Raw genomic sequence first — 12,104 nt, 5'->3', positions numbered from 1 at the left:
CAGTTCCCCGCGCCCCTGAAATGCATGGCGCTTCGCGCCGCATTTCCCCGATGGGGCACCGCCCTGATGGAGATCGCGCACGAAGTGCGCATCTCCAGGGGCGCGGGGAACTGCGCGACCAGCCCCCACCGGCCCGCAGGCCCGACAGAACGTGAAGAAGCCGAGCTGGTGGGGGGCGTTCCCACCGGCTCGGCTTCGGCTTTGTTGCGCGGCGCCCAAGGGCTAGTTCAGGCCGGAGGCGACCGCCGAGACGAGCTCACCGTTGGCCGTGTCTCCCGAGAACTCCCAGAAGAACGCTCCGCCGAGACCCTGCTGCTTGGCCCAGGCCATCTTGGAGCCGATCGTCGCGGGCGTGTCGTAGGACCACCAGTCGGAGCCGCAGAACGCGTACGCCGTCCCGGCCACCGTGCCGTTCGAGGGGCACTTGGTCTTGAGGACCTTGTAGTCCTCGATGCCCTGCTCGTACGTGCCGGCCGCCGGACCCGTCGCGGTGCCGCCCGGCTCCTTCTGCGTGACGCCGGTCCAGCCGCGCCCGTAGAAGCCGATGCCGAGCAGGAGCTTGGACGCGGGGACGCCCTGGGCCTTGAGCTTGGCGATGGCGTCCGCGGAGGTGAAGCCCTGCTGCGGGATGCCGGAGTACGAGGTGAGCGGGGAGTGCGGGGCGGTCGGGCCCTTGGCCTCCCAGGCGCCGAAGAAGTCGTAGGTCATGACGTTGTACCAGTCGAGGGACTGGCCGGCGCCCGCGTAGTCGGCCTTGTCGATCTTGCCGCCGGACGAGCCGTCGGCGGTGATCGCGGCGGTGACCAGGTTGTTCGCGCCGAACTTGGAGCGCAGCGCCGAGGTCAGCTTCTTCAGGGCGTCCGGACCCGAGGTGTCGCAGGTCAGGCCGCAGGCGTTCGGGTACTCCCAGTCGATGTCGATGCCGTCGAAGACATCGGCCCAGCGCGGGTCCTCGACCAGGTTGTAGCAGGACTCGGCGAACGCGGCCGGGTTCTTCGCGGCCTCACCGAAGCCGCCGGACCAGGTCCAGCCGCCGAAGGACCAGAGGATCTTCAGGTTGGGGTGCTTGGCCTTGAGCTGGCGCAGCTGGTTGAAGGCGCCGCGCAGCGGCTGGTCCCAGGTGTCGGCCACGCCGGAGACGGAGTTGGCGGCGGTGTACGCCATGTCCGTGTCGGCGTAGGCGTCGCCCATGGTGCACTTGCCGCCCTGGACGTTGCCGAAGGCGTAGTTGATGTGCGTGACCTTGGCGGCGGAGCCGGAGGTCTCCAGGTTCTTCGGGTAGTACTGGCGGCCGTAGACGCCCCAGTCGGTGAAGTAGCCCATCTTGACGGCGTCACCCGTGCCGGGGCCCGGGTCGGTGCCGCCTCCGCCGGTGGTGTGCACCTTGACGGCGCCGGAGACCGGGCCGGTCTGGTCGGCGGTGTCGCGGGCCTGGACCGTGTACGAGTAGTCGGTGCCGGCGGTGAGGCCGGTGTCCGTGTACGTGGTCCCGGTGACGGTGGCGACCTTGGCGCCGCCGCGCAGGACGTCGTAGTTCTTGACGCCCTTGTCGTCGGTGGCGGCGGACCAGGACAGCTTCACCGAGGTGTCGGTGATGCCGGAGGCGGTCGGGGTGCCGGGGGCGGTGGGGGCCGTGTCGCCGGGGACGTCGCCGCCGTCGCAGGAGCCGCCGTTGAGCTTGCAGCCGGTGGGAGCGCCGGAGCCGGTGCCGTTGAAGCCGAAGGAGACCGAGGCGCCGGGGGCGAGCGTCCCGTTCCAGGAGAGGTTCTTGGCGGTCCAGTGGTCGGCGGAGTTGGTGACGGTGGCGTCCCAGGCCGAGGTGACCTTGGTGCCGGAGGGGTAGTCCCATTCGACGGTCCAGGAACTGACCGTCGTGGAGCCGGAGTTCTTGATCGTCCACTTGCCTTCGAAGCCGCTGCCCCAGTCCTGGGTCTTGGCGAAGGTGGCGGTGACGGCGGAGGCCTCGGCGGCCGCGTGGGAGGGGGTGGCGAGGCCGACGAGGGCCGCGGCGGGGAGGACGAGGGTGGCCAGCGCGGCGGTGGTTCTGTGCCGCAGTCGCTGCCGGGGGACGGATCTGGGTACGTCGGTCGAGCGCATCGCATGCTCCTCGGGTGTTCCGGGGTTCGTGATGGGGGTGGAACCCTGCGACGCCCATGAGCACCGGGGTGGGGGGTGTGCTCAACGCAGTGCGGCGAGAATAGAAAGGTCTGGACCATCGGTCAAGGTCTAAACCAATTACGGATTCCGGCCAACCTGCCCGGATGGGGCGCCCGTTGACCCCGGACGGGGCCTACAGGCCCAACTCCTGGGCCAGCACCGCCGCCTGGACCCGGCTGCGCAGGCCCAGCTTGCCGAGGAGGCGGCTGACGTGGGTCTTCACGGTCGCCTCCGCCATGTCGAGCCGTGCCGCGACCTCCGCGTTCGACAGGCCTTCGCCGAGGCAGGACAGGACCTCCCGCTCCCGCCGGGTCAGCTCGTCCAACTCCGCGGGAGCGACGGCCGGTTCGGGCCGCGGGCCCGCCGCCGCGAACTCCGCGATCAGCCGGCGCGTCACCGCGGGCGCGATCAGCCCCTCCCCGCGGGCCACCGTCCGCACCGCCTCGATCAGGTCCTTCGCCTCCGTGTTCTTCAGCAGGAACCCGGCCGCGCCCGCGCGCAGCGCCCCGAACACGTACGCGTCCAGGTCGAAGGTCGTCAGCACCAGCACGTCCGCGAGCCCCTCGGCGACGACCGCGCGGGTGGCCGAAACCCCGTCCAGGCGCGGCATCTGCACGTCCATCAGGACCAGATCCGGCCGCAGTTCCCGGGCCAGCGCCACCGCCCGCTCGCCGTCCGCGGCCTCGCCGACCACCTCGATGTCGGGCGCGCTGTTCAGGATGAGGACGAGTCCGGCCCGTACGGCGGACTGGTCCTCGGCGACGAGTACGCGGGTCACGCGGGTCACGCGAGGTCTCCTTCGAGGGGTGCGGGGCGGGTCAGGGGCAGCACCGCGCGGACCCGCCAGACCGGGCCGGCGGGGGAGTCCTCGGGGCCCGCGCTGAAGCTGCCGTCGAGCAGCGCGGCGCGCTCCCGCATGCCGACGAGCCCGGCCCCGGAACCGGGCGCGCGCGGCCCGTCGCGGTCCCCGAACGGGCTGGTGACCCGCACCTCGACCTGCTCGCCGGTGCGGTCGACCTCGACCGTGACGGGGCCGGGGGAGGCGTGCTTGAGCGCGTTGGTGAGGGACTCCTGGACGATGCGGTACGCGGCCAGCTCCACCGGGGCCGGCAGTCCGTCCACGGAGCCGGTCACGGCGGACTCCGCGTCGAGCCCGTTGGCGCGGGCCTGGTCGACGAGCGCGGACAGCCCGTCCAGAGTGGGCGCGGCGACCGGCTCGGCGTCGCCGCCCGCGTCCCGCAGGATGCCGATGAGACGGCGCATCTCGGCCAGGCCGTCCACGCTGTTCTCCCGGATCGTCTCCAGGGCGCCGCGCGTGGTCGCCGCGTCGTCGATGGACAGCGCGGCCGTCGAATGGATCGCGATGGCGGAGAGATGGTTCGCCACCATGTCGTGCAGCTCGCGCGCCATCCGGGCGCGCTCGGCCGTGACCGCCTGCGCCCGGTCCACCTCGGCGAGCAGCGCGGTCTGTTCCGCGCGCAGCCGCTCGGCGGCCGCCCGGTCCCGGTGGCCGCGCACCAGCAGGCCGGTGGCCGCGGGCCCGAACGAGACGAGCCCCGTCGCGACCCCGACCAGCACCGCCTCCGGCTGCCGCCACCAGGCCAGGAAGCCCAGCGTCGCCCCGACCGTCAGCAGACCCGTCACCACCGGGAGGCGGCGCGCCATGGCCGGCGGCCCGTACAGGGCGCCCGCGTACATCAGGTCCGTGAACATGAGCACCGTCGCCAGACTGCCCCGGGTGAACTGGTCGGCGATCAGCGCGACCGTCCCCAGGAGCACGGCCGTCCGCGGCCGCGTCCGGCGCAGCAGCTCCAGGCCCGACATCGCGACGAGCGGCACGAGCAGCCACGCACCGTCGAGGACCCGGCCGGGGTTCATGGCGAGCCCGAGCCCCCACAGCACGAGCCCGCCGAGCAGCCCGCCGACCGCGATCCGTACGTCGTCGCGGTGCGGGCGGGGGAGCGCGAGATGCATGCCCCCATCCAACACGCAGGGCGCGGCACGGGCATGGTGCCGCGGGACGAAGCCCGGCGCGCCCCGGCTACATCGAAGGATGCAGTCGCGATTCGTCACCGGTGACGACGAAAGAGCGGCACCCGGCACGGAACCTGGAAGGGAGCCTGCACCGGAAAGGGGCATCCACCGTGGTCGCCGTACTGATCGTCATCTGCGAGGTCGCCTTCTGGGTGCTGCTCGCCGCCGGTCTCGCCCTGCGCTACTGGGCGAAGATGCCGCGCGCGAGCGTCGCCGTCCTGCTGTGCGAACCGCTGCTCGAGGTGCTGCTCTTCGTCGTCACCGTCATCGACCTGAAGAACGGCGCCGAACCCGACTGGAAGCACGGCCTGGCCGCCGCGTACATCGGCTACTCGATCGCGCTCGGCCATTACACGATCCAGTGGGTGGACGTCCGCGTCGCCCACCGCTTCGCGGGTGGCCCGCCGCCGAGCACCCCGAAGTACGGGGCGGCGCGGGCCGTCCACGAGTGGAAGATCGCCGGCCTGTGGACGCTGGCCTCGCTCATCGCGATGGGCCTGCTCCAGGGCGCCGTCTGGTACGTCGGCGGCGACGGCGACGTGAGCTCCCTGCGGGCCTGGCAGCAGAAGATGCTCGTCGTCATCGCCCTCAACGTGATCATCGCGGGCAGTTACACCCTGTTCCCGAAGAAGGCTCCCGCGGCGTCGGTGACGAAGGGCTAGGGCGTGTGTCGAAAGTCCCGCCTGCCCCGCGGCACCCGGCACGCACGCTAGCGTTCGCCGCCCGGCACCCACAGCACGTCCCCGACCTCCTGGTTCGCCGTACGGGCGAGGATGAACAGGAGGTCGGAGAGGCGGTTGAGGTACGTGGCGGTCAGCGGGTTCATCGTCTCGCCGTGCACCTCCATCGCCGCCCAGGTGGACCGCTCGGCCCGGCGCACGACGGTGCAGGCCTGGTGGAGCAGGGCCGCTCCCGCGGTGCCGCCGGGCAGGATGAACGAGCGCAGCTTCTCCAGCCGCTCGTTGAAGCGGTCGCAGTCCGCCTCCAGCTTGTCCACGTAGAACTGCTCGACCCGCAGCGGCGGGTACTCCGGGTTCTCCACGACCGGCGTCGACAGGTCGGCGCCCACGTCGAACAGGTCGTTCTGCACGCGCGTCAGCACCGCCACGACCTCCTCGTCGAGGCCGCCGAGGGCGATCGCCGTGCCGATCACGGCGTTGGCCTCGTTGGCGTCCGCGTACGCCGAGATCCGCAGATCGGTCTTGGCGGTGCGGCTCATGTCGCCGAGGGCGGTGGTGCCCTGGTCGCCGGTCCGGGTGTAGATGCGCGTCAGATTGACCATGCCGCCAGGGTAGTTATGCTCCGGCCCGCCGGAAGACACGTGTGCCCACTGTCACGGCGAGTCCGGCGAACACGAGCGCGACCAGCGTCCCGGAGAGCATGTGCGCCGTCGCGTACGAGCCCACGTACGCGTCCCGCATCGCGTCCACGAGATAGCGCAGCGGCATCACGTGCGACAGGACGTCCAGCCAGCCCGGCGCGAGCGCCATCGGCAGCATCAGCCCGGACAGCAGCATCGACGGCATGCTCACCGCGTTGACGACCGGCCCGAACTCCTGCGGCGTGCGGACCCGCAGCGCGAGCGCGTACGAGAGCGAGGCCAGGGACACCACGACGAGCGCCACGAAGCCGAAGCCGATCAGGATCCCGGCGAGCGGGGCGCGCAGGCCGAGCGCCAGCGCGGTCAGGACGAGGAGCGCGCCCTGGAAGACGAACAGGGCCGTGTCCCGCAGGACCCTGCCGAGCAGCAGCGCGAGCCGGCTGACCGGGGTGACGCGCATCCGCTCCACGACGCCGTGGTTGTTCTCCAGGATGATGGCGAATCCGCAGAACGAGGCGCCGAACAGGCCGAGCTGGAGCAGCAGGCCGGGCACCAGGACCTGCCAGGAGCTGCCGCTGGAGCCGAGCGGCAGGCCGGTGAGCAGAGGGCCGAAGAAGAGCAGGTAGAGCAGCGGCATGAGGATGCCGAAGAGCATCTGGAAGCGCGAGGAGAGGGTCTGCCGGGCGTACCGGCCGAAGATCAGCGCCGTGTCGGAGATCAGGGTCCGCATCGTGCTCACACCGCCACCGGGGTCGGGTCGACGGGCGCGGGTCCGCGTCCCGTGATGGCCAGGAACGTGTCCTGGAGCGAGGCGCCGGCCGAACCGCCGTACGCGCGCTTGAGCGCGTCCGGCGTGCCCTCCGCCGCCACGACGCCCCCGTCCACGACCACGATCCGGTCCGCGAGGGCGTCCGCCTCGTCGAGATAGTGGGTGGTCAGGAACACCGTCGTACCGTGCGCGTCGCGCAGCCCGCGGACCAGGTCCCACAGATCGGCGCGGCTGCCCGGGTCGAGCCCGGTCGTCGGCTCGTCCAGGAAGAGGACCGCGGGGCGGTGCGTGAGCCCCATCGCGAGGTCGAGGCGCCGGCGCTGCCCGCCGGAGAGCGCGCCCGTGCGGCGGTCCATGAGCGCGCCGAGCCCGAGGTCGGCGGCCAGCTCCTCGGCCCGGTCCCGCGCCTGAGCCTTCGTCAGCCGGTACAGGCGGCCCTGCGTGACGAGCTCCTCGCGCACCGAGACGGTCGGGTCGACGCCGCCGGACTGCGCCACGTAGCCCACCGCGCGCCGCACGCCCGCCGGGTCGGTGACGAGGTCGCAGCCCGCGACGGTGGCGGCGCCCCCGGTCGGCGCGAGGAGCGTGGTGAGCATGCGCAGGGTGGTCGTCTTGCCCGCCCCGTTCGGCCCGAGGAAGCCGAGGATCTCGCCGGCGGGGACCCGCAGGTCGATGCCCCGGACCGCCTCCACGGGCCCCTGCCTGGTCATGAAGGTCCGGGCGAGCCCGGACGTGCTGATGACTGCCATGGGCGCAAGAAAAACAGAGTCACTTAAATTTTGCAACGCCCCCAAAATTTGATGGACCTCAGGAACGGCTAGGCTCGGGACATGGCAGAAGGGCTCAGGGAGCGGAAGAAGCGCCGGACCAGGCAGTACATCTCGGACGTCGCGACCGGGCTGTTCCTGGAGCGCGGCTTCGACGCGGTGACCGTCGCGGAGGTCGCGGACGCCGCGGACGTCTCCGTGAACACGGTCTACAACTACTTCCCGGCCAAGGAGGACCTGTTCCTCGACCGCAGCGCCGGCGTCGTCGACCGGATGTCGCGCTGGGTGCGCGGCCGCGCCGTGGGGGAGTCCGCGGCCCGGGCCGTTCTGCGCGAACTGCGCGAAGAGGTCGAATCCGTGTCACCGCGCGTGGGCCTGATGGACGGTTACTCCCGGTTCATGCGTGTCCTGCACGACGCCCCGACCCTGCGCTCCCGAATGTGGCGGCTGTCCCAGGAGGTCCTGGAGAACATCGAGGAGACCCTGCGCGAGGAGGTCGGCGCCGACCCGCTCGACCCGCGCCCCACCCTCGTCGCCGGCCAGATCAACTGGGTGCACCAGACGGTCATGGGCGAGATCGGCCGCCGCATGATGGCGGGCGGCCGCCCCGACGAGGTCTCCCGCGAGATGCTCGACGTCCTCGACGACATCGAGGACCTGTTGAGCGACAAGGTGCTCAACTACGCCGTACGCGGCGCGTGATGGGCGCGAGGTCCCGCCGATGCGCCGTACCGGTGTGATGTCCGTCATTCGAGACGTGACGCGCATCTCTTAGCGGCCACACGGCCCCTCACGGACGCTAAGGTCCGCAAAAGAGCAATGTGAACAGTGGTTAAGCGGTATGCGCCGGCACGCTCGGCGGTACGGCGCTTTCGCGGTTAGGGGAGTCGCACGTGGCAGGGAAGCTCGCCGTCATCGGCGCCGGTCTCATGGGGTCCGGCATCGCCCAGGTATCGGCCCAGGCCGGCTGGGACGTCGTCCTGCGCGACGTCACCGACGAGGCCCTCGCCCGGGGCACCGGCGGGATCAAGGCGTCGTACGACAAGTTCGTGAGCAAGGGCAAGCTGAGCGCCGAGGACGCCGAGGCGGCGCTCGGGCGCATCACCACGACGACGGATCTGGACGCCGCCGCCGACGCCGACATCGTCGTCGAGGCCGTCTTCGAGAAGCTCGAGGTCAAGCACGACATCTTCCGCACGCTCGACAAGATCGTGCGGGACGACGCCGTGCTCGCGTCCAACACCTCCGCCATCCCGATCACCAAGATCGCGGCGGTCACCGAGCACCCCGAGCGGGTCGTCGGCGCGCACTTCTTCTCGCCCGTCCCGATGATGCAGCTGTGCGAGCTGGTGCGCGGCTACAAGACGAGTGACGAAACGCTCGCGAAGACCCGGGAGTTCGCCGAGTCCGTCGGCAAGACCTGCATCGTCGTCAACCGTGACGTGGCCGGCTTCGTGACGACCCGTCTCATCTCCGCCCTCGTCGTCGAGGCCGCGAAGCTGTACGAGTCGGGCGTCGCCACCGCCGAGGACATCGACATCGCCTGCAAGCTGGGCTTCGGGCACGCGATGGGCCCGCTCGCCACGGCCGACCTCACGGGCGTCGACATCCTGCTGCACGCCACCGAGAACATCTACACGGAGTCCCAGGACGAGAAGTTCGCGCCGCCGGAGCTGATGCGCCGGATGGTGGACGCGGGTGACATCGGCCGCAAGAGCGGGCAGGGCTTCTACAAGCACGGCTGAACGCACGATCGAACGCGGGCCTGACGCCATGTCACCCCTCGGGGTGATTTCGGTATCGGTTCGCTTACGGACGGCAACTTCTGGCGCCTCGCGCCAGTCAGTTGCAGTGACATACCCAGATCACCTGGATCACCCAGATCGCCTGGATCACACGGACACCTCTCGTACTCAGGGGGAGCGCATATGCACATCAGGGGCGACCACGCCGAGCTGGTCGTCGGGGGGCGCCTCGACGTCCGCAGCGCGGCGGACGCCCGTACGGTCCTGCACACCGCCGTCGACGACGGCATCGGTGATCTGGTGCTCGACCTGTCCGGACTGGACTCGTGGGACGCGACCGGTCTGGGCGTCATCATGGGCGCCCACCGGCGCGCCGGCCGCTGCGGCCGGCGCCTCGTGCTGAGAGGCGTACCGGCGCAGATGCAGCGCCTGCTGGTCGCGACGCGACTGCACCGGATCCTGGCCATCGAGGGCGGCATCGGCGTGGAGTCGCTGCCGCGCGTCTGAGCTCCGGACGGCGAAAAGACGGCCCAGGGCCCCGGGCCCACGGATGAATCGTTCATTCCAGTGGGAAGCGCGCACAATCCTCACGAGACTGTGATGTCTCGGGCGCCGCGGCACCCCGCGTGTTCGTAGATACTGTGCCAAGGTCTAAGGTTCGGTCGCCCGCGGTACGACACCCGCCGCGCGGGCACCGGACCAGAAGCGACAGCGCAGTGTGCACAGGCCGGGAGGGGCAGCGGCACACCACGCTTTTGGGGGGCTTTGACCATGGACCCGATCAACCGGGGACCGGAAGATTTCGGCCAGGACCGGCCGGGTGGCGACACGCCCGGCCACGGGGGCCGGACACGGCCGCCACGCGACCCCGTCACGCCCGACTTCGGCCAGCCCGCGCCCGCGCTCGCCCGCACGGTGCAGCTGGTCTCCGGCGACTTCCTGCTGACCGTCAACCCCGTCGACGGCAGCGAGATCGAGCCCTGCCCGCCCGGCGAGCGCCCGGGCCGGCCCGTCAAGTACGACGCCACCGAGCGCGCCGAACGGGCGCGCGCGGCCCGCCCGCCGCTGCCGCCGGGCCCCGCGCTGCCCCGGCTCCCGCTCCTGGAGCGCCAGGAGGTCCGCGAGCGCCTCGTCCGGCTGCTCGCCCGCGGTCGCTCCGTACGCCTGACCGGACCCTCCGGCTCGGGCCGCACCGCGCTGCTCGACCAGCTCGCCGACGACTGCCTCGACATCGCGCCCGACGGAGTCATCCGGCTCTCCGGCCACCGCCGCTCCGCCACCGACCTCCTGTACGACCTCTTCGGCACTGTCTACAACGCGCCGCTGCACCGCCCCGACCGCGCGCTCCTGCTCGAACTCGTCCGCGGCATAGGCGCCGTCGTCCTCCTGGACGACCTCGAGTTCGGCGGCGACGCGCTCGACGAGCTTCTCGACGCCACGCCCGAGTGCGCCTTCCTGCTCGCCGCCACACCCGACGTGGCCGCCCCCTCCGCCGACGCCCACGTCGAGGAGGTCCTCCTCGAAGGCCTCGGCCGCGGCGGCAGCCTGGAGCTCCTGGAGCGCGCCGTCGGCCGCGTGCTCACCGACGAAGAGACCCAGTGGGCCGGCGACCTGTGGTTCGAGTCCGAGGGACTCCCGCTGCGCTTCGCCCAGGCCGGAGCCCTGCTCCGCCAGCGCGACCGGCTGAGCGCCGCGTCGAGCGCCTTCGACGACCTCAGCGTCTTCGACGCCCCCGCCGCCGACGCGGCGCCGGACGCACCCGTCGACGGAGCGGGCGGGTCCGACGTGCCGCTGCCCTCGCTCGCCGAGGGCGCCGCGCCCGCCGCGCTGCTCGCCTCCCGGCTGAGCGCCTCGGCCCGCGACACCCTCCGCTTCGCCGTCCTGCTCGGCGGCGAGATCCCGCACCAGGCGCACCTGCCCGCGCTCGTCGGCGACACGCACGCCGACGCCGCCCTCGCCGAGCTCGTCTCCAGCGCCCTCGTCACCTCCGTCGGCGGCCACTACCGGCTCGCGTCCGGCGTCCGCACCCAGCTGGAGGGCGTGGGCTACGGCGACGACAGTGCCGAGCGCGCCCGCACCGCCGCCCTCCACTACGCCTGGTGGGCCGGACACCCCTCCGTCGGGCCCGAGCGGGTCGCCGCCGAGAGCGACGCCGTCCTTGCCGCGCTGAGCGCCCTGCTGCCCCTGACGGCCCCGCCCGCCGAGGGCGAGACCAGCCCCGCCGTGGAGCTGGCCCGTGCCGCCGCGCCCGCGTTCGCCGCCGGGCTCGCCTGGAGCGCCTGGGAGCGCGCCCTGCGAGCCGGCCAGGAGGCGACCCGGCTGGCCGGGGACGTACCCGAAGAGGCCTACTTCCACCACGAGTTGGGCATCCTCGCGCTGCTCGGCGGGCAGCTCGACCGCGCCCGCGCCGAACTGGAGGCCTCCATCGGCCTGCGCGGCGCCCTCGCCGACAAGCGCGGCACGATAGCGGGCCGGCGCGCGCTCGCCCTGGTCGCGGACCGCTCCGGCGGCGTCCTGCCCGGCGGCCGCACCGCCGCGGGCGAGGAGGTCCCCGACGCGATGCACGAGGAGTCCGCGTCGCCGCCCGCCGGCATCCCCGCGGCCTCCGCCCTCTACGCCGCCCCGCCGCGCGAGCCGGAGACGCTGGTGAGCCGGCAGGCCGCCGTGCCGCCCGCGCCCGTCGTCTACGGCGGGCGGGAGCCTGCCCGCAAGTCCCTCGTCAGCGGCACCCGGCGCAACCTCGTCGCGGCCGGGGCCGGGGCGCTGCTCGTCGCCGTGCTCGGCACCGTCGTGACACTCGGCGCCACGTCCAGCAACGAGCCGCCCTCCGACAGCGTCGGCACCCGTCCGACGGCCTCCGTGGACGACGGCGGGGACGGGCTCGTCACGGACCCGGTGGATCCCGCCGCCACCGGGGACGGGGCCTCGGCGCGGCCCGGCGACACCGGCGCCTCCGGCTCGCCCACACCCTCGGACTCGGCCGGCGGATCGCCTTCCGAGGAGCCGAGCGAGTCCGCGTCGTCGGACGCCCCCTCCCAGTCGCCCACGAAGTCTCCGACGAAGAAGCCCACCACCAAGCCGCCGACGACCACGAGGCCGCCGACGACCAAGCCGCCGACGTCCTCGGCCCCGCCGACCTCCCAGCCGCCCTCGTCCTCGCCGCCGGCGACAGAGACCGGCGCCCCACCGGAGTCGGCCCCGGGCGCCTCCGACTCCGGCTCGGCGGAGGCTTCGTAGGGGAGCGGGGTCGTATCGGCGTACGGCCTCCCCGGCGCCCCCTTCGGCTCCGCCGCAGTCCCGTAGCGGGCGGG

11 protein-coding genes are annotated in these 12,104 nt (G+C 72.5%); 5 read left to right on the top strand and 6 right to left on the bottom strand.

The features are described 5' to 3' along the window. Positions 1-222: 222 nt before the first annotated feature. From ACFW9D_RS22310 to ACFW9D_RS22300, 3 genes are all read right to left on the bottom strand, one after another. Entirely contained in the window at positions 223-2,097 is a 1,875-nt protein-coding gene (locus ACFW9D_RS22310; protein ID WP_188336846.1) for a glycoside hydrolase family 18 chitinase, read from the bottom strand. Between the two features lie 193 nt (positions 2,098-2,290). Further along, positions 2,291-2,935, bottom strand: coding sequence for a response regulator (locus ACFW9D_RS22305; RefSeq protein WP_384624120.1), 645 nt, complete (start codon positions 2,933-2,935; stop codon positions 2,291-2,293). A gap of 5 nt (positions 2,936-2,940) precedes the next feature. Next, entirely contained in the window at positions 2,941-4,131 is a 1,191-nt protein-coding gene (locus ACFW9D_RS22300) for a sensor histidine kinase (protein WP_188336845.1), read from the bottom strand. 170 nt (positions 4,132-4,301) lie between these two features. Here ACFW9D_RS22300 and ACFW9D_RS22295 point away from each other — a divergent pair, with 170 nt between their 5' ends. Then, on the top strand, positions 4,302-4,853 hold the full coding sequence (locus ACFW9D_RS22295; RefSeq protein ID WP_188336844.1) for a hypothetical protein: 552 nt from the start codon (positions 4,302-4,304) through the stop codon (positions 4,851-4,853). Between the two features lie 47 nt (positions 4,854-4,900). Here the strand turns inward: ACFW9D_RS22295 and ACFW9D_RS22290 are convergent, their stop codons facing one another. Genes ACFW9D_RS22290 through ACFW9D_RS22280 form a run of 3 tightly spaced genes read right to left on the bottom strand, consistent with a single transcriptional unit; the run spans position 4,901 to position 7,030 of the window. Next, positions 4,901-5,473, bottom strand: a complete 573-nt coding sequence (locus ACFW9D_RS22290; protein WP_188336843.1) for a cob(I)yrinic acid a,c-diamide adenosyltransferase — start codon at positions 5,471-5,473, stop codon at positions 4,901-4,903. Between the two features lie 13 nt (positions 5,474-5,486). Continuing rightward, positions 5,487-6,242, bottom strand: coding sequence for an ABC transporter permease (locus ACFW9D_RS22285; RefSeq protein ID WP_188341305.1), 756 nt, complete (start codon positions 6,240-6,242; stop codon positions 5,487-5,489). Between the two features lie 5 nt (positions 6,243-6,247). Further along, positions 6,248-7,030, bottom strand: coding sequence for an ABC transporter ATP-binding protein (locus ACFW9D_RS22280; protein ID WP_384624117.1), 783 nt, complete (start codon positions 7,028-7,030; stop codon positions 6,248-6,250). An 81-nt stretch (positions 7,031-7,111) separates the two neighbouring features. Here ACFW9D_RS22280 and ACFW9D_RS22275 point away from each other — a divergent pair, with 81 nt between their 5' ends. From ACFW9D_RS22275 to ACFW9D_RS22260, 4 genes are all read left to right on the top strand, one after another. Beyond that, complete coding sequence (locus ACFW9D_RS22275) at positions 7,112-7,750, top strand: TetR/AcrR family transcriptional regulator (protein WP_188336841.1); 639 nt, start codon at positions 7,112-7,114, stop codon at positions 7,748-7,750. A 191-nt stretch (positions 7,751-7,941) separates the two neighbouring features. Then, positions 7,942-8,793, top strand: coding sequence for a 3-hydroxyacyl-CoA dehydrogenase family protein (locus ACFW9D_RS22270; protein ID WP_188336840.1), 852 nt, complete (start codon positions 7,942-7,944; stop codon positions 8,791-8,793). Between the two features lie 183 nt (positions 8,794-8,976). After that, positions 8,977-9,300, top strand: a complete 324-nt coding sequence (locus tag ACFW9D_RS22265; protein WP_188336839.1) for an STAS domain-containing protein — start codon at positions 8,977-8,979, stop codon at positions 9,298-9,300. Positions 9,301-9,564: 264 nt separating this feature from the next. Continuing rightward, complete coding sequence (locus ACFW9D_RS22260; protein ID WP_384624114.1) at positions 9,565-12,030, top strand: ATP-binding protein; 2,466 nt, start codon at positions 9,565-9,567, stop codon at positions 12,028-12,030. Positions 12,031-12,104 lie beyond the last annotated feature (74 nt).

The sequence above is a fragment of the Streptomyces sp. NPDC059524 genome (assembly GCF_042749255.1).
Classification (GTDB): domain Bacteria; phylum Actinomycetota; class Actinomycetes; order Streptomycetales; family Streptomycetaceae; genus Streptomyces; species Streptomyces xanthii.
Note: the sequence above shows the minus strand (reverse complement) of the source record. Positions and strands in the feature narration are given on the sequence as shown.

Excerpts from the sequence above, each read along its gene's own strand:
- ACFW9D_RS22275 (WP_188336841.1), top strand. The coding sequence starts at position 7,112 with ATGGCAGAAGGGCTCAGGGAGCGGAAGAAGCGCCGGACCAGGCAGTAC.
- ACFW9D_RS22310 (WP_188336846.1), bottom strand. The coding sequence starts at position 2,097 with ATGCGCTCGACCGACGTACCCAGATCCGTCCCCCGGCAGCGACTGCGG.
- ACFW9D_RS22285 (WP_188341305.1), bottom strand. The coding sequence starts at position 6,242 with ATGCGGACCCTGATCTCCGACACGGCGCTGATCTTCGGCCGGTACGCC.
- ACFW9D_RS22260 (WP_384624114.1), top strand. The coding sequence starts at position 9,565 with ATGGACCCGATCAACCGGGGACCGGAAGATTTCGGCCAGGACCGGCCG.
- ACFW9D_RS22265 (WP_188336839.1), top strand. The coding sequence starts at position 8,977 with ATGCACATCAGGGGCGACCACGCCGAGCTGGTCGTCGGGGGGCGCCTC.
- ACFW9D_RS22300 (WP_188336845.1), bottom strand. The coding sequence starts at position 4,131 with ATGCATCTCGCGCTCCCCCGCCCGCACCGCGACGACGTACGGATCGCG.
- ACFW9D_RS22290 (WP_188336843.1), bottom strand. The coding sequence starts at position 5,473 with ATGGTCAATCTGACGCGCATCTACACCCGGACCGGCGACCAGGGCACC.
- ACFW9D_RS22280 (WP_384624117.1), bottom strand. The coding sequence starts at position 7,030 with ATGGCAGTCATCAGCACGTCCGGGCTCGCCCGGACCTTCATGACCAGG.